General features: G+C 70.4%; 15 protein-coding genes and 1 pseudogene. 9 read left to right on the top strand and 7 right to left on the bottom strand.

Annotated features, from left to right (window positions below):
* Nucleotide 1: 1 nt before the first annotated feature.
* Both SSPN_RS0131050 and SSPN_RS0131045 read right to left on the bottom strand, forming a co-directional pair.
* Nucleotides 2–601: an HAD family hydrolase gene (locus SSPN_RS0131050; RefSeq protein WP_010312748.1), complete on the bottom strand. Its 600-nt coding sequence runs from the start codon at nucleotides 599–601 to the stop codon at nucleotides 2–4.
* A 136-nt stretch (nucleotides 602–737) separates the two neighbouring features.
* Nucleotides 738–1,691 carry a threonine aldolase family protein gene (locus tag SSPN_RS0131045; protein WP_010312747.1) on the bottom strand — a complete coding sequence of 318 codons (954 nt, stop codon included), beginning with the start codon at nucleotides 1,689–1,691 and terminating at the stop codon, nucleotides 738–740.
* A gap of 169 nt (nucleotides 1,692–1,860) precedes the next feature.
* Between SSPN_RS0131045 and SSPN_RS0131040 the strand changes: the two genes are divergently transcribed.
* The 4 genes from SSPN_RS0131040 (at nucleotide 1,861) to SSPN_RS0131025 (ending at nucleotide 4,606) form a co-directional block, all read left to right on the top strand.
* Nucleotides 1,861–2,376 carry a SigE family RNA polymerase sigma factor gene (locus SSPN_RS0131040; RefSeq protein WP_010312744.1) on the top strand — a complete coding sequence of 172 codons (516 nt, stop codon included), beginning with the start codon at nucleotides 1,861–1,863 and terminating at the stop codon, nucleotides 2,374–2,376.
* Between the two features lie 14 nt (nucleotides 2,377–2,390).
* Nucleotides 2,391–3,041 carry a hypothetical protein gene (locus SSPN_RS0131035; protein ID WP_010312742.1) on the top strand — a complete coding sequence of 217 codons (651 nt, stop codon included), beginning with the start codon at nucleotides 2,391–2,393 and terminating at the stop codon, nucleotides 3,039–3,041.
* A 401-nt stretch (nucleotides 3,042–3,442) separates the two neighbouring features.
* Nucleotides 3,443–3,766, top strand: coding sequence for a DMT family transporter (locus tag SSPN_RS0131030; RefSeq protein WP_010312740.1), 324 nt, complete (start codon nucleotides 3,443–3,445; stop codon nucleotides 3,764–3,766).
* A gap of 255 nt (nucleotides 3,767–4,021) precedes the next feature.
* Nucleotides 4,022–4,606, top strand: coding sequence for a TetR/AcrR family transcriptional regulator (locus SSPN_RS0131025; protein WP_010312738.1), 585 nt, complete (start codon nucleotides 4,022–4,024; stop codon nucleotides 4,604–4,606).
* Nucleotides 4,607–4,802: 196 nt separating this feature from the next.
* On the opposite strand, the pseudogene SSPN_RS46715 reads toward SSPN_RS0131025, so the two are convergent.
* The 3 genes and pseudogenes from SSPN_RS46715 to SSPN_RS0131010 all read right to left on the bottom strand — a co-directional run bounded on the left by SSPN_RS46715 (nucleotide 4,803) and on the right by SSPN_RS0131010 (nucleotide 8,418).
* Nucleotides 4,803–6,529: pseudogene (locus tag SSPN_RS46715) on the bottom strand (ABC transporter ATP-binding protein).
* Complete coding sequence (locus SSPN_RS0131015; protein ID WP_010312734.1) at nucleotides 6,526–8,091, bottom strand: ABC transporter ATP-binding protein; 1,566 nt, start codon at nucleotides 8,089–8,091, stop codon at nucleotides 6,526–6,528. Before SSPN_RS0131015 ends, SSPN_RS46715 begins: the two are co-directional and overlap by 4 nt.
* 60 nt (nucleotides 8,092–8,151) lie before the next feature.
* Entirely contained in the window at nucleotides 8,152–8,418 is a 267-nt protein-coding gene (locus SSPN_RS0131010) for a hypothetical protein (protein WP_010312732.1), read from the bottom strand.
* Nucleotides 8,419–8,657: 239 nt separating this feature from the next.
* On the opposite strand from SSPN_RS0131010, the gene SSPN_RS0131005 reads away from it, so the two are divergent.
* Nucleotides 8,658–9,884, top strand: coding sequence for a threonine synthase (locus tag SSPN_RS0131005; RefSeq protein ID WP_044576195.1), 1,227 nt, complete (start codon nucleotides 8,658–8,660; stop codon nucleotides 9,882–9,884).
* Between the two features lie 475 nt (nucleotides 9,885–10,359).
* Here SSPN_RS0131005 and SSPN_RS57180 read toward each other — a convergent pair whose 3' ends face one another.
* Complete coding sequence (locus tag SSPN_RS57180) at nucleotides 10,360–10,515, bottom strand: hypothetical protein (protein WP_158309675.1); 156 nt, start codon at nucleotides 10,513–10,515, stop codon at nucleotides 10,360–10,362.
* Between SSPN_RS57180 and purB the strand changes: the two genes are divergently transcribed.
* On the top strand, nucleotides 10,505–11,938 hold the full coding sequence (gene purB / locus SSPN_RS0130995) for an adenylosuccinate lyase (protein WP_010312726.1): 1,434 nt from the start codon (nucleotides 10,505–10,507) through the stop codon (nucleotides 11,936–11,938). The two genes, SSPN_RS57180 and purB, sit on opposite strands and share 11 nt — an antisense overlap.
* Nucleotides 11,939–12,079: 141 nt before the next feature.
* Here purB and SSPN_RS0130990 read toward each other — a convergent pair whose 3' ends face one another.
* Nucleotides 12,080–12,730 (bottom strand): TenA family protein, encoded by a 651-nt coding sequence (locus SSPN_RS0130990; RefSeq protein WP_010312724.1) that lies wholly within the window; start codon nucleotides 12,728–12,730, stop codon nucleotides 12,080–12,082.
* Between the two features lie 99 nt (nucleotides 12,731–12,829).
* Here SSPN_RS0130990 and SSPN_RS0130985 point away from each other — a divergent pair, with 99 nt between their 5' ends.
* From SSPN_RS0130985 to SSPN_RS61865, 3 genes are all read left to right on the top strand, one after another.
* Complete coding sequence (locus SSPN_RS0130985; protein ID WP_010312722.1) at nucleotides 12,830–13,723, top strand: phosphoribosylaminoimidazolesuccinocarboxamide synthase; 894 nt, start codon at nucleotides 12,830–12,832, stop codon at nucleotides 13,721–13,723.
* 221 nt (nucleotides 13,724–13,944) lie between these two features.
* Nucleotides 13,945–14,655, top strand: coding sequence for a DUF2334 domain-containing protein (locus SSPN_RS0130980; RefSeq protein ID WP_010312720.1), 711 nt, complete (start codon nucleotides 13,945–13,947; stop codon nucleotides 14,653–14,655).
* A gap of 46 nt (nucleotides 14,656–14,701) precedes the next feature.
* On the top strand, nucleotides 14,702–14,827 hold the full coding sequence (locus SSPN_RS61865; RefSeq protein WP_010312718.1) for a hypothetical protein: 126 nt from the start codon (nucleotides 14,702–14,704) through the stop codon (nucleotides 14,825–14,827).
* Nucleotides 14,828–14,842: the final 15 nt, after the last annotated feature.

Here is a 14,842-nt window from a genome sequence, read left to right as displayed (position 1 = left end):
GTTAGGGGAGGACGCCGTGGGTTCGGAGGGTGGCTCGGGCCTCTTCCGCGGTCTGCCAGCGCTCCGCGTGGAGGCCCGCTTCGCGAGCTCCGTCCACGTTCTCCTGGCGGTCGTCGAAGAACAGGCACTCATCCGCCGGGGCGTCGAGCGTTTCGAGCAGGACCCGGTAGATCCCCGCGTCCGGCTTCGCCAGTCGCAGGTCGCCCGAGAAGATCAGGTGCTTGAACAGCCGCGCCCAGTTCGTCTGCTCCGCCGCTCGCCCGAACGTCGACGACGCGTTGGACAGCACCGCCATCGTGACGCCCTGCCGGTGCAGGTCTTCCAGCAGTTGCACGGATTCCGGCTCGGTTTCCGACCAGCCAGCGACGTCGGCGCGGGTCAGCCGCTCGGACAGCTCGGCATCGACGCTCTTGCCCAGCCTCGCCGCCACCGCTTGCCAGTACTCCAGGTCGGGGAGACCCCAGTCGTAGGCGACGCGCTCGGCGAAGTAGGCCTTCTCGAACTCCGGCGGATCTGCGTCGAGCAGCGCCGCGATCGCGGGCAGCGCCGTCGTGCGTCGGCTGATCACCTCGCCGTAGTCGAACACGACCCAGCGCACCATGTGTCCTCCAGACTGGAGCTCAGTACCCGTTCTTGATCTTTGAAGCGCAGTCGTTTGGTCCACCTACGCGGCTTGCACCGTCGCGGGTTCTCAGACTCGTCCGACGACGCCAGTCCTTGATGTGGCATAAGTCATATCAAATGCGCGCTTCGCTGATCCTGTGCAGCGCTTCCTTGATGTCGGCCGTCGACACGTCGCGGTGCGTCACGAACCGGACCTGCCCGCTCATCGGCACCGCTCGCACTCCGGCCACGTCCAAGCGTTCCAGGGTCAGCCGCACATCGGGAACGGCCGCAAGAACGATGTTGGTCTGCGGACGGGTGACTTCCCAGCCGATCTCGGCCAGTCCTGCGGCGAGCGCGCGGGCGTTCTCGTGGTCCTCGGCGAGCGCGTCGATCCGGTCCAGCGCGACGAGTCCGGCCGCCGCCAGCACGCCGCCTTGCCGGACCCCGCCGCCGAGCATCTTGCGCACCCGGCGGGCTTCCCTGACGAAGTCGTCGCTACCTGCGACGACGGAACCAACCGGGGCGCCGAGCCCTTTGCTCAGGCAAGCCTGCACGGTGTCGACGCCGACGGTCAGCGCGGCTGGCGGCACACCAAGCGCCACCGAGGCGTTCCAGACCCTGGCCCCGTCGAGGTGGACCCGCAGCCCGCTGTCACGCGCAGCCGCCGCCAGCTGGGCGTGCTCGTGCAGCGGGATCACCGTGCCGCCCGCGCTGTTGTGCGTGTTCTCCAGGCACAACAGCGTCGGACCGGCGCTCCACTCCAGCGGGTCCGGCATGCCGCCGGCCAGCCAGGCGGCGGAGCCGAGCTCGTGGTGCAGCACGTGCGAGCCGCGCGGCGCGAGGAACCGATCGCCGCGTTTCAGGTGCAGCATCAGCGCGATCAGGTTGCCCATCGTGCCGCTCGGCACCCACAGCGCTGCGGTGGTGCCGAGCAGCTGCGCGGCACGTTCTTCCAGCGCGCGCATCGTCGGGTCGTGGTCGAGCACGTCGTCGCCGACTTCCGCGGCGGCCATCGCCGCAGACATCTGCTCGTCGGGACGCGTGACCGTGTCGGAGCGGAGGTCGATCGGTGCCGTGTTGGTCACAAGCAGATCACATCACATCCACACCGGGTTAGGGCAAGAATCCTGCGGACACGGATGCGGCGACTGCGGTATCAATCACGGGGTGGATCGACGGCACCGGGGCGTGCAACGGTTGGGGTCGGCGATCCCGTCCTACAGGTGCAGGCACGAAACGAGCGGAGAGTTCCGCGTGGACCAGCGCGAAGAGCAGGAGTTCGCGGAGTACTTCGTGGCTCGGCGGGAGGCGGTGCGTCGAATGGCGTACATGATGTGCGGTGACTGGCACCGCGCGGACGATCTCGCCCAGACCGCCTTCATCGCGTTGCACCGGCATTGGCGCAAGGTTCGCGACAAGGGCGCGTTGGACGCGTATGTGCGCCGCACCTTGACCCGCGCGGTGATCGACGAGTCCCGGCGGCCGTGGCGGCGGGAGCGCGCTGCGGAGGTGCTGCCGGACCGCCCGGTGGATTCGCCGGACGTGGACAACGCGGTGGCGACCAGGCAGACGCTGCTCGTGGGCCTGCAGAAGGTGCCGCCGAAGCAGCGCGCGGTGCTGGTGCTGCGATTCCTGGAGGGGTTGGACGTCGCGGGGGTGGCGGCCGTCATGCGGTGCAGCGAGGGAACTGTGAAGAGCCAGTGCGCCCGGGGGCTGGCGGCGTTGCGGGAAGCGCTGGGCGACGAGCTCGGCGACCTGCGGTCGGCGTGAGGAGGTGCGGGTAGGTGGACGAGCGCAAGCTTGAAGAGCTGTTTCGCGATTCGGTGCAGTCCGTTCCTCCGTCGTCGTTCGACGAGCACGACGTGGCGCGGGCCTCGCGGCGGATCACGGCGCGGCGCCGGATGGCGGCGGTGGGGGGCACGGTCGTCGCGGCAGCGGTGCTGGTGGGCGGCGTGGGCCTGGGGACCGGCCTGTTCGGGCAGTCGGAGACCAGCCACGTCGCGAGCAAATCGGTGCCGGAGACAGCGTCGAGCTCCCCGCGCTTCGATGGGCCCGGCGTCCTGGGCGACCGCTCGGGGTGCGGGCCGGACGCGCAGCTCGCGGCCGCGGTGACCAGGCAGCTGCCCGAGGCGGCCGAGACGGCTCCGGTCGCCGCCAAGCCCTGCCCGTCCGGGTCGAAGACGGCTTTGTTCGTGCTGCGCGACGGGGCTGCGACGGGCAGCGTCACGGTGATCGTCGGCCCGGTGGGCACGATACCGCCGGACCAGACCACGCCCGGTGACGTGCGGCGCCCGGACGGCACCGAGCTGTCGGTGCGCCAGGCGCGCAGCGGCAAGTTGGTCGTCGTGCTCAGCGACCCGGACGCCGGTTCCCCTGCTGCGCCGTACGGCGCTCGGATCGCGTCGATCGCGGGAGACCTCGCCGCCCAGTACTGACTTGTTCCGCCTGCTCACCGCCCGTGAGGGGTTTCGGATTGAGGTTCTTGTCAGCGTGGTTTGCGTAGGGGCGCGGGTGGCAGAACCTCAGACGCCGTCTGGGCTCCGGGATCCCCGACTTGTGTATGACCAATACGCGGCGCTGGGGATCGGCCTCGCCATGAACCCTGACGGGGTGGGCACAGTCTGAGAACCCGCCGCGGTGCAAGCTGCGCAGGTGCGGCGCTCCGTTTCAAAAGCGCGATGACCTGTGGAAACGGTTCTCCCCGAGGGTGGTGTGTTCGGGTTGTGGTGTCTTCCATCACCAGAACGGTACGTTCGTACCAGATTATCGGTACGTTGGTGCCAGAAATTCGGCGGGTGGTTCCGCTGCAGGACCGAGGGAAGGGCGACCAGCGATGATGGCCTGGATCATTCTGATGGTGTCGGGAGTGTTCGAAGCGGGTTGGGCGATCTCGCTGAAGCTCTCGCACGGCTTCAGCCGCCTGATCCCGACCGTGTCCTTCTTCGTGCTGGCCGCCGTCAGCCTCGCGGGCCTGGCGTATGCGATGCGCGAGCTGCCCGCGGGCCCCGCCTACGCGGTGTGGACCGGCATCGGCGCCGCGCTGACGGCCATCGTGGGCATGGTCTGGCTGGGCGACGGCTTCTCGGTGATGAAGCTGGTCTCGATCGTGCTGATCGTCGCGGGTGTGATCGGCCTGAACCTCGCCGGCGTCGGCCACTGACCGGGCTCGTGGACGCCAACCAAGCGCCCACCCGGGAACGGGCGGCGATTTCGCGCTAAAACGCGACCCGGCCCGGGTGGGCTCCGAGGCGACAGCCTCGAGATCCGCCACGAACGAGGACCGAAACCGATTTCAGGGCCGGGTACCCGAGGTTTCGCGGGCAGTCTCGGGCAAACTGCTCGCCACGAGAGTGAGGCCGGGACCGGCTCTCCGAAATGTCCGGGCCATGCCCGGCGGCGCATAGGATCGGCAGACATGACATCGGCCAGTACTCCGAAGGGCGAGCGGCGGCGGCAGGCCTTGGTGGTGGCTGCCGCGCAGCTGCTGGCCGAGGGCGGCTTCGACGCGGTGCGGCACCGCGCGGTCGCCGAACGCGCCGGCCTCCCGCTGGCATCCACCACCTACTATTTCTCGTCACTGGACGACCTGATCAGCGCCGCCGTCGAGTACGAGTCGCGGCAGGAACTGGCCACCGGCCGGGCCCAGCTCGACGAACTCGCCGAAGGCCCCCGCAGCACCGAAGCCGTGATCGAGCTGCTGCTGGACCTGCTGCTGGGCACCGGGTCGCGCGACGGTGGCGCGGAACCGGTGCTGCTGCGGTACGAGCGGCTGGTCGGCTCGCCGCGCCGCCCCTACCTCGCTCCGCTGATGCGCGAGCTCAGCGCCGAATTGCACCAGCTGCTGGCGGAGATCTTCGGCCGCAGCGGCATGGAGGTCAGCCGCGAGCGGCTGCTCGAACTGATCGCGCTGGTGGACGGCGCGGTGGTGAATGCGCTGATCGAGAGCGACCCCGATCCACGCGCGGCGGCGCGCCGGATGCTGCGTTCTCAGCTGGGCTGAGATGCTCTCCCGCAAGCGGCGGCTGCCGCTTGCGGCGCGAGGCTCAGCTTTCACCACCGCGGGTTCTCCGAACGTCGCTCGCGAGGACAGCCTCGACGCGCGTGGTGGACATACAACATGTCGGGTATTCCTCAGCGGAGACGGCGACGTAACTCCTGCAGGACCGACGCGCCCCGCAGCGCTGCGAAAACCACTTTCAAAACCTTCTTTGAGCCACCCGGTACAGCCGCGCGTACGAACCGTCGGCGGCGAGCAGTTCCGCGTGGCTACCGAGCTCGACGATGCGGCCGTCTGCCATCACGGCCACCTGGTCGGCGTTGCGCGCGGTGTGCAGGCGGTGCGCGATCGCGATCACCGTGCGCCCGGCCAGCAGCGTCGAAAGCGCCCGCTCCAGTTCCCGCGAAGTGGCGTTGTCCAGCAGGGACGTCGCTTCGTCGAGGACCACGGTGTGCGGGTCGGCCAGCAACACCCGGGCCAGCGCGAGCTGCTGCGCGCGGGCTGCCGGAACCGCGTGACCGCCGGCGCCCAGGACCGTGTCGAGCCCGTCCGGCAGCGCTTCCACCCATTCCAGCAGCCCGACCGACTTGAGCGCGTCGGTCAGCTGGTCCTCGGACGCCTCGCCGTCCGGCAGGGTGAGGTTGTCCCGCAGCGTGCAGGCGAACACGTGCTGTTCCTGGGTCAGCAGCACCACTTCGCGGCGCAGCTGCTCGGCGGGCAGCTCGGTGATCTCGGTGCTGCCGAACGCGACCGACCCGGAGTCCGGGCGGCTGATCCCGGCGATCAACCGGCCGAGCGTGGACTTCCCGGCCCCGGACGGGCCGACGATGACCAACCGCTGCCCGGCAGGCACCGTGAGGTCGACGCCGTGCAGCACCTCCCGGTCCTGCCGGTAGGAGAAGCGCGCGTCGCGGATCAACAGGTCGCGGCCCGTCGTCTCGCCGTTGCGGCGCGGGGCGTCGCCATCGTCGGCCGCCGGGACCTCGCGGACACCGAGGATGCGCTGCAGCGCCGTGTGCCCGGTCTGCAGCTCTTCGAGCCACATGAACAGCTCGTCGAACGGGTTCGACATCGCCTGGGCGTAGAGCACGACAGTGATGATGGTGCCGAGCTCGGCGAACCCGGATTGGTAGGCCCAGCCGCCGATCAGCAGGATCGCGCCGATCGGCAGCACGTACGACAGCTCCAGGCACGGCAGCCACGCGGTGAGCAGGAACCGGTGCCGCTTCTCGGCGTCCAGGGCCCGGCCCAGCACCTGCTCGTTGCGCGCGGTGCGGCGCCCGGCCAGCCGCAGGGCCGCGATGGTCCGCGCGCCCTCGACAGATTCGTGCGTGCTCGACTGGACTTCCGACCAGGACTCCGCGATCTGCTGGATGTTCGGCAGCGATCGCGGCAGGTACCACCGCGTGCTGAGGACCATCAGCGGCACGGCGACCAGCATCCCGCAGGCGAGCAGCGGCGAGGTGACGATCATCGCGGCACCGGTCAGCAGGATCGTGATCAGCGCGGTGGTGATCTCGGGCGCGGCGTTGCGGATCGTGTAGTCGAGCCGGTCGACGTCCGTGGTGGCACGGCTGAGCAGGTCGCCGGTGCCGGCCGCCTCGACGGTGCCCAGCGGCAGCCGCAGCGCGTGGCCGACCATGCTCTCGCGCGATTCCGCCAGCAGGTGCTCGCCGAGCATCGTCGCGCGCAGCCGAGCCGAGCGCGCCAGCAGCCCGCGGCGAGCAGGTCGACGTGCCCGGTGGTGGTGCCGGTGATCACCGAGTCGACGAGGTTGCCGAGGACCTGCGGGCCGATCAGCCCGACCAGCGTCGCCAGGCCGAACAGCAGCATCATCGCGGCGAACCGGCGGCGGTGCACCAGGAGGGTTCGCCAGACCCAGCGGCGAACCGCCGTCCCGTCCGCCAGCGGGAGCTTCGTCGTCATGCGCCGACCCCCGTGCGCCTCACCTGATCCGCCACCGCTGTCCATAGTGGACTTTGGCTGAGCACGACCGTGGTGCGGCCCCGGCGGAATTCGCTGACCCGCTCGGCGATCCGCGCCTCGGTGTGCGCGTCGACCGCCGAGGTCGGCTCGTCGAGGATCAGCACGTCGGCGTCCGTGCACAACGCGCGGGCGAGCAGCAAGCGCTGGCGCTGGCCGCCGGACAGCGAGCGGGCGCGCTCGTCCAGCAGCCCGTCGGCCGGCAGCGCGGACATCACGTCGTGCGCATCGGCCGCGTGCAACGCGCTGTCGACATCCACATCGGACTCGAGGTCAAGTTCGGCCCGCGCCGGTCCGGCGAACAGCAGGTCTTGGTTGTGCGCCAACACGATTCGGTGACGCGCCTCGTCCCGATCGACCTCGCGCAGCGGCACGCTACCGGCGATCGCCTCGTCGGCCAGGCGCTCGGCGAGGGCTTCCGCCTGCTCGCCAGCGTCGATCACGGTCAGCTCGCCCGCCGGGATCCGCAGCCCGGTCGCTTCGTCGAACAGGTCCAGCGGGCCCGGCGGCAGCGACTTCGGGTGCTTCGGCGACGGCAGTTCGGGCTCCAGCCGCAACAGCGCACGAATGCGACCAGCCGCGACGTGCCCGGCCGAAAACGCGTAGGCCGCCTCGGTGGCGGTGCGGACCGGGATCACCAGGAACGCCGACACGCCGTAGAACGCGACCAGTTCGCCGACGCTGATGGTGCCGTCCAGCGCCAGCCGCGCGCCGAGCCAAGTCACCAGCACCGTGACCAGGCCGGGCAGCAGGATCTCCGCACCGGCCAGCAGCGCCTCGAGCCGCCCGGCGGCGATCCCGGCGTCCCGGACCCGCCGGGAGGCGTCGACGAACCGCACGTGGAATCGGGACTCGCCGCCGACGCCGCGCAGGATCCGCAGGCCCGACACGATGTCCGACGCCTGGGCGCTGACCTGCGCCAACTGTTCCCGTTGCGCCTCGTTGCGGCGGCGCAGCGGGTTCAGCAGCGGCCCGATGCCCACGGTCGCCAGCGGCACGCCGATCAACACGACGACGCCCATTACGGGCGAGATCCACAGCACCATGATCGCGGCGACCGCGAAGGAAACCAGCGACCCGGTCGCCCGACCGATCACCTCGAACAGCCCGCCGACGCGGAAGACGTCCGACGCACCGACCGTGACCACCTCACCGGCCCGGACCTTGCGGGTCAGCGTGCCGCCGAGGCCCACCACATGGCCGAGCGCGATCCGCTGGGCGCCCGCCGTGCCGTGCAGCCAGAGCGTGTGCGCCGCCCAGGTCAGCACGCCGGCCGCGACCATCAGCGTGACGCCGAGCGCCAGCACGACCAGCACCCAGCGCAGCAGCGCGCCGCCGTCGGCGCCGCGGATCCCGGTGTCGATCGCCTGGCCGACGACCAGCGGCATCAGGGCGGTCGGCAGCATCCACGACGCGCCGGAAATTGTCGCGAGCGTCAGCAAGCCCGGCCGCTGCACCAGCAGAGACCAAAGGAATCGGAGCGAACTGGCACTGTTCGGAGTCATGGCGCGTTCAACGCTAGTGCGCGCGCGGCTCCGTGGCGATCGATTTTCCGCCCGCCGGGGTCAGAAGTCCCAGGTCGTTTCCACGAAATTCGCCTCGGTCGCTTCCCCCGAGCATTCCGGGCATTTGTCGGTGACCGGTTTCGAGCTCGGCACGCGGCCGCTCGGGGTGGGCTGCGGAACCTTCATCGAAACCCCGCAGAGGGACGGTATCGATTGCCCGGCGTACACCGCGCCGGGGCGAAGGGTGGTGGCATGCCGCACGGTCAGGCCCATGCCGACGATCCAGAAGACATCCTGCCGTTCGTCGCCGAACACGTCGATGACCATCCGTTCGAGTCCTTTTTTCGCGCCAACTCGGTGGCCCAACGATATGGTCGGAATTTCTCGCCGTCCAGCGCGGGCCGAATTATTTAGCTCTGGATTAATGTACCGCCCGCCGTCGTTCGGGTATTTCCGGACTCGCTCCGGGGATTACCTGCCGAAATGTTCGGCCCACGTGCAGAAGCGGCGGCCAGCTGCGCGTGCAGGGCTGGACCGAATGGGTGGGTGCCGAGAAGGATGCGGTCATGGTGACTCCCACCGGTAGCACGCTCACCCACCTCGAATGCACCGACTGCGGACAGACCTGCGACCCGGACGTACTGCGCGGGTTGTGCGCGAAATGCGGGAAAGTGCTCTACGCGCGCTACGACCTGGCGAAGGTGCCCCTCCATCCGGACGACCTCCAGGGGCGCGAACCCACCATGTGGCGGTATCGAGAGGTCCTGCCGATCCGCCACGAGGAGAACATCGTCAGCCTCGGCGAAGGCTTCACCCCGCTGCTGGCCGCGCCGCGGCTCGCCGCCGAGCTCGGCATCACCGACCTGCGCATCAAGGACGAAGCCCAGAACCCGACCGGCAGTTTCAAAGCGCGCGGCATGGCGGCCGCGGTGTCGCGCGCGCGGGAACTCGGCGCGAAGGTCGTCGCCGCGCCGTCCGCGGGCAACGCCGGTGGCGCGCTCGCCGCCTACGCGGCCCGCGCCGGGCTGGGCGCCGCGGTCGTGATGCCGTTCGACTGCCCACGCATCAACCAGGTCGAGGCCCGGGTCTCCGGCGCCGACACCTGGCTGGTCGAGGGGCTGATCGACGACGCCGGCCGGCTGGTCAAGGCCAGCGCCCCGGCCCGCGGCTGGTTCGACGTGTCCACCCTGAAGGAGCCCTACCGCGTCGAGGGAAAGAAGACGCTCGGCTACGAGCTCGCCGAGCAGTTCGGCTGGGAACTGCCGGACGTGGTGATCTACCCGACCGGCGGCGGCACCGGCCTGGTCGGCATGTGGAAGGCGTTCGCGGAGCTGGAAGAACTCGGCTGGATCGGCGGGAACCGGCCCCGCATGGTCGTCGTCCAGGCCGAAGGTTGCGCGCCGATCGTCCGCGCCCACGACGCCGGGGACCGGCATGCTCCACGGTGGACGGGCGCGGCGACCGACGCCAGCGGCCTTCGGGTTCCGGTGGCGGTGGGCGACTACCTGATCCTCGACGCGGTGCGCGGCTCCGGCGGCACCGCGGTGGCGGTGTCCGAGGAGGAGATGCGCGCGGCGACGCGCGAGATGGCGGCAGCCGAAGGCGTCTACCCGGCGCCGGAGGGCGCCGCGACGCTGGCCGCGCTGCGACGGCTGCGCAGCAGCGGAGCGGTGCGGGAGGCGGACCGCGTCGTGCTGTTCAACACCGGCGCGGGGCAGAAGTACCCGGACTTCGTTCCCGTCGACCTGCCCCGCATCGCCGCCGACTCCCCGCTCTGGGAATCCGGCCTCTAGGCGGCCGTTTCGGAGGCGATGGTCCGGGATGCGTTAGGGCGCTTTTGCAGCGGCGCAGCCGTTCAGCCCGCCCTCGTAACTTGCGCCGCTGCGGGTTCTCAGACGTCGCCCGGCGAGGACAGGCCCGATACCTGGTCATGCACAAGTCGGGGATCCCGGATTCCCGGCGGCGTCTGGGGATCCGCTACCCGCACCGCCACTCGGGACGAGTTCGGAAACAGCCCTTGAAGCGATGCAACCCCGTCCGGCCCGCCCCGTAAATAGCGGAGGTAGCGCGCAAAGGGCACCAACTGCATGCGGGTCGAAGGAAAAGCAGAAATGCGCACCTCGGCCAATCGTGGTTACCACTTTGGCGGCCACCCTGCCAACCCTGAGCTCACGCCCGCACTGACCCGGACGAGGTGAAGGGCGATGGGCACCAGGTGTCCCGCAGTTTCAATTGAAACCGGTGCTGGTGGACCGGGGGACCGCAGTTTCAATTGAAACTGCCGTCTGCCGAGGTGCCGTTCACCTGGCCCGCGCGTCTCCCGCGCGTCCCACCCGTCGCGTCGGTTGCGGCTTCCGGCATGGCGTGACCGGGGGAGTCGAACGGCCACACCACGCCGGTATCCTGGCTGTTCGTGACGGTCAAGCCCAGCATCCCGAACGTCCTCGCCGCCCGCTACGCCTCGCCCGAACTGGTCGAGCTGTGGTCCCCGCAGCACAAGATCGTCCTGGAGCGCAAGCTCTGGCTCGCAGTACTACGCGCCCAAGCCGACCTCGGCATCGACGTCCCCGCGCAGGCGGTCGCCGACTACGAGCGGGTCCTGGAGCAGGTCGACCTCGACTCCATCGCCGCCCGCGAGCGCGTCACCCGCCACGACGTCAAGGCCCGCATCGAAGAGTTCAACGCCCTCGCTGGCCACGAGCAGATCCACAAGGGCATGACCTCCCGGGACCTGACCGAGAACGTCGAGCAGCTGCAGGTCCGCCGCAGCCTGGAGCTCGTCCGCGACCGCACGGTCGCCGTCCTGGCGCGGCTGGGCAAGCTCGCCGGCGAGTACGGCGAGCTCGTCATGGCCGGTCGCTCGCACAACGTCGCCGCGCAGGCGACCACGCTCGGCAAGCGCTTCGCCACCGCCGCCGACGAGCTGCTCGTCGCCTTCCACCGCGTGGACGAGCTGCTCGCGCGCTACCCGCTGCGCGGCATCAAGGGCCCGGTCGGCACCGCGCAGGACATGCTCGACCTGCTCGGCGGCGACCCGGCGAAGCTCACCGAGCTGGAGCGCCGCGTGGCCGGCCACCTAGGCTTCGGCAGCACGCTGACCAGCGTCGGCCAGGTCTACCCGCGCTCGCTGGACTTCGAGGTGCTCACCGCGCTCGCCCAGCTCGCCGCCGCACCGTCCAACGTGGCCACCACGATCCGGTTGATGGCCGGGCACGAGCTGGTGACCGAGGGCTTCAAGCCGGGGCAGGTCGGCTCCAGCGCGATGCCCCACAAGATGAACACGCGGTCCTGCGAGCGGGTCAACGGCCTCGCGGTGGTGCTGCGCGGCTATGTGTCGATGGTCGGCGAGCTGGCTGGCGACCAGTGGAACGAGGGCGATGTGTCCTGCTCCGTGGTGCGTCGAGTGGCGCTGCAGGATGCGTTCTTCGCTTTCGACGGCTTGCTGGAGACGTTCCTGACCGTGCTCGAAGAGTTCGGCGCGTTCCCTGCGGTGGTCGCCCGCGAGCTCGACCGCTACCTGCCGTTCCTGGCCACCACGAAGGTGCTGATGGCGGCGGTGCGGGCCGGTGTTGGCCGGGAGACCGCGCACGAGGCGATCAAGGAGAACGCGGTCGCGGTCGCGCTGGCCATGCGCGAGCAAGGCGCGGAGCGCAACGACCTGCTGGACCGGCTCGCGGCCGACGACCGGCTGCCGCTGGACCGCGCCCAGCTGGACGCCCTGCTGGCGGATCGCCTCGCCTTCACCGGCGCGGCAGCCGCCCAGGTCGGCGACATCGTCGGGCAGATCGAGAAGATCACGGCCCGCCACCCGGAGGCCGCGGCGTACCGCCCTGCCGACATCCTCTGACGTCGCCCTAGATCCGCAATTTCCATTGAAATCGATCCTTCGATTTCAATGGAAATTGCGAAGGGGACGAACAGGCCGTTCGCCCCACACCGGCCGGCGAGGATGCGCCACTGGGCAAGACGAGCTTCCGAAAGCCTGCCGTCACGGCGAGTGGGTGTTGAAGAAGTCGAGTTCGCAGCGGGTCGCGTGCTGGAACAGGCGCAGGCAGCGGGCCCGGTCGCGCTCGTCGAGGTCCGCACCCACCCGGTCCAGTTCTCGGCACAGCCACCGGACCCAGGACTGGAAGTCCGGGTTGTTGTGCAGCGTGATCCACTCGGCGTGCACGAAGTTCTCCGGCAGCGCGGCTGGCGCGCGCATCGCCCACTCCAGGTAGGTCCACTCCGCGACAGTCAGCACCGTCAACACCTCGGCGTAGCTGCCGCGCGCGTTGGTGTCACTTATCAGCTCCCGGAACGCCACGGTCGCCTCGTCCAGCTTCGGACGCACCCGGTCCGCCTCGCCGACACCCAACGCGTCGAAAGCGCGCTGGAAGTAGGTGTTCTCCTCGCTGGTGACCACGGCGATGCTGCCCGCGATCGCCAGCCGCGACGAGTACCGGTCCGCCTTCGCCAGCGCGGAACCGAGCAGCGCCAGGAAGTCGTCGACGAACTGGTAGTCCTGCACGAGGTAGGAGCGCATCGACGTGACCGGCACCAGCCCGTCGAACAGGCCCTGGGTGAACGGGTGCGTGACGACCGCGGTCCAGTCGGGCTCGCTGCGCTGGCGGAGCCAGTCGGTGAATGTCTCGGTCACGAAGTCCTCCTGTGCTCGGGCTGGTCCGGACGACCCACGTCGGGTTCTTACCACCGCCCGTGTGCGAGCACCCGGGGCCCGGTGCGAGACAATCCGCACGTGGTTGCAATCGCCGATTACCCTCAGATCGCGGCAGGCAAGGTTCGCCAGCTGCACGCCGTGGACGACGAACACCTGCTGCTGGTCGCCTCCGACCGCATCTCGGCGTACGACCACGTGCTCGACACGCCCATCCCGGACAAGGGCCGGGTGCTGACCGCGATGAGCGTCTTCTGGTTCGAGCTGCTCGCCGACGTGACGCCGAACCACCTGGTCGCCGCCGACGACCCGCGCATCCCCGCCGAGGTGCGCGGCCGGGCCCTGCTGGTAAAGCGGCTGGAGATGCTGCCGGTGGAGTGCGTGGCGCGCGGCTACCTGACCGGCTCCGGGCTCGCCGACTACGAGCGCACCGGCGCGGTGTGCGGGGTGCAGCTGCCAGCCGGGCTCACCGAGGCGTCCGAGCTGCCTGAGCCGATCTTCACCCCGGCGACCAAGGCCGAGATCGGCGAGCACGACGAGAACGTGAGCTTCGAAGCGGTCGCCGCGCAGCTGGGCGCGGAGCGTGCCGCGGAGCTGCGCGACCTGACGCTGCGGGTGTACCGCCGGGCGGCGGAGCACGCGCGCGGGCGCGGGGTGATCCTGGCGGACACGAAGTTCGAGTTCGGCCTCGCCGGCGACGGTTCGCTGGTGCTCGGCGACGAGGTGCTCACGCCCGATTCGTCGAGGTACTGGCCGGCGGACGGGTACGAGCCCGGCAAGGTTCAGCCGTCGTTCGACAAGCAGTTCGTGCGCAACTGGCTGACCTCGCCCGCGTCCGGGTGGGACCGCGCGGCCGACACCCCGCCGCCTCCGCTGCCGGACGACGTCGTCGACGCCACCCGCGCCCGATACGTCGAGGCCTACGAGCGGATCACCGGCCAGTCCTTCGCCGACTGGCTCGCCCCTGCGGAGTAAGCCGGAGCCACCCGACCCGGGCGTGACTTCTCGCGAAATCGCGGCCGTCGGGCCTTCGGCGGTCGGCTGCTTTCGCCCAGCAGGGGAATGCCCCGGCGTGTCGGCGTCCCCACATGCCGGGGCGTGCCGAAAGTGGGCGATGTGGAGGTTCGCCGGATTTGCGCCGGGGCGACACCTGGCGGTCAGGTCGCGGACACCCTGGCCAGGCCGAATGAGGGACCGTGAGCACGCCGCTCGTCGTGTCGTTGTCCGGCCTCGGTCTCCGGGTGCTGGACCAGTGCGCGGATTTCGCCGCCGCACTGGACAGCCGCCAGGTCCCGTTGTCCCTGCTGATCTCGCCGCACCCCGATCATCGCGAAGCCCGTAGCCCGCAGTCCCCGGTGCTGCACTGGGTGGCCGAGCGCCTGGCGCGGCGCGATGCCGTCAGCCTGCACGGCTTCGCCCGGGTGTCGCCGGGCCTGCGCGCCCGCCTCGCGCCCGCTCGCCTTCCGGCGCACGAAGCCGGGCTCCGGCTGGCTGCGGCGTCGGCCGTGCTGGAGCAATCCGGGTTGCGGACGAACACCTTCATCCCGCCGCGCTGGCTCAGCTCGCCCGGCACGGTCACCGCGTTGCAGCGGCGCGGCTTCTCGGTCTGCGCGGACGCGATGGCGGTCCGCGAACTCGCGACCGGAAGGGTGCACCGGGCGCGGATCCGGATGCTGGGACCGGGCGAGCGGGTCGAGCCGTGGTGGTGCCGCGCGCTCGTGCTGGGGGTGGGGCGGGCGGCCAGGCGCGGCCAGTTGGTCCGGCTCGCGCTGGACGCCGCTGAACTGCGGAAACCGGGTGCTCGGCAGGCGGTGCTGGACGCCATCGATCTGGCGCTGCACCACGGTGCCCGACCGGTCACCTATGCCTCGTTCGCCCGCGGGTCGGTGCACCTCGGAAGCGGATGAGAAGCCCTTCATCCGACCTTCAGGGCCGCCTCATGGCGAGCCCCCGATGCTGGTCCTCGTCAGGGAAGCGATCCCAGCGAACGACGCGGGATCGGCCGCGCCGGTGTCGGCGGACGACCAGCACGACGATCACCAGCACGGCGTCGACGACCAGGACGACCGCGACGACTGACACCACCCGTCCCGC

The organism is Saccharopolyspora spinosa NRRL 18395 (assembly GCF_000194155.1).
Taxonomy (GTDB): domain Bacteria; phylum Actinomycetota; class Actinomycetes; order Mycobacteriales; family Pseudonocardiaceae; genus Saccharopolyspora; species Saccharopolyspora spinosa.
This window is presented reverse-complemented; position numbering and strand designations above follow the sequence as displayed.

Bases quoted from the DNA above. Each gene is read 5' to 3' on its own strand.
- SSPN_RS0131050 (WP_010312748.1), bottom strand. From the start codon at position 601: ATGGTGCGCTGGGTCGTGTTCGACTACGGCGAGGTGATCAGCCGACGC.
- SSPN_RS0131030 (WP_010312740.1), top strand. From the start codon at position 3,443: ATGGCCTGGATCATTCTGATGGTGTCGGGAGTGTTCGAAGCGGGTTGG.
- SSPN_RS0131025 (WP_010312738.1), top strand. From the start codon at position 4,022: ATGACATCGGCCAGTACTCCGAAGGGCGAGCGGCGGCGGCAGGCCTTG.
- SSPN_RS0131015 (WP_010312734.1), bottom strand. From the start codon at position 8,091: ATGACTCCGAACAGTGCCAGTTCGCTCCGATTCCTTTGGTCTCTGCTG.
- SSPN_RS0131010 (WP_010312732.1), bottom strand. From the start codon at position 8,418: ATGGTCATCGACGTGTTCGGCGACGAACGGCAGGATGTCTTCTGGATC.
- SSPN_RS0131005 (WP_044576195.1), top strand. From the start codon at position 8,658: ATGGTGACTCCCACCGGTAGCACGCTCACCCACCTCGAATGCACCGAC.
- SSPN_RS61865 (WP_010312718.1), top strand. From the start codon at position 14,702: ATGCTGGTCCTCGTCAGGGAAGCGATCCCAGCGAACGACGCGGGATCG.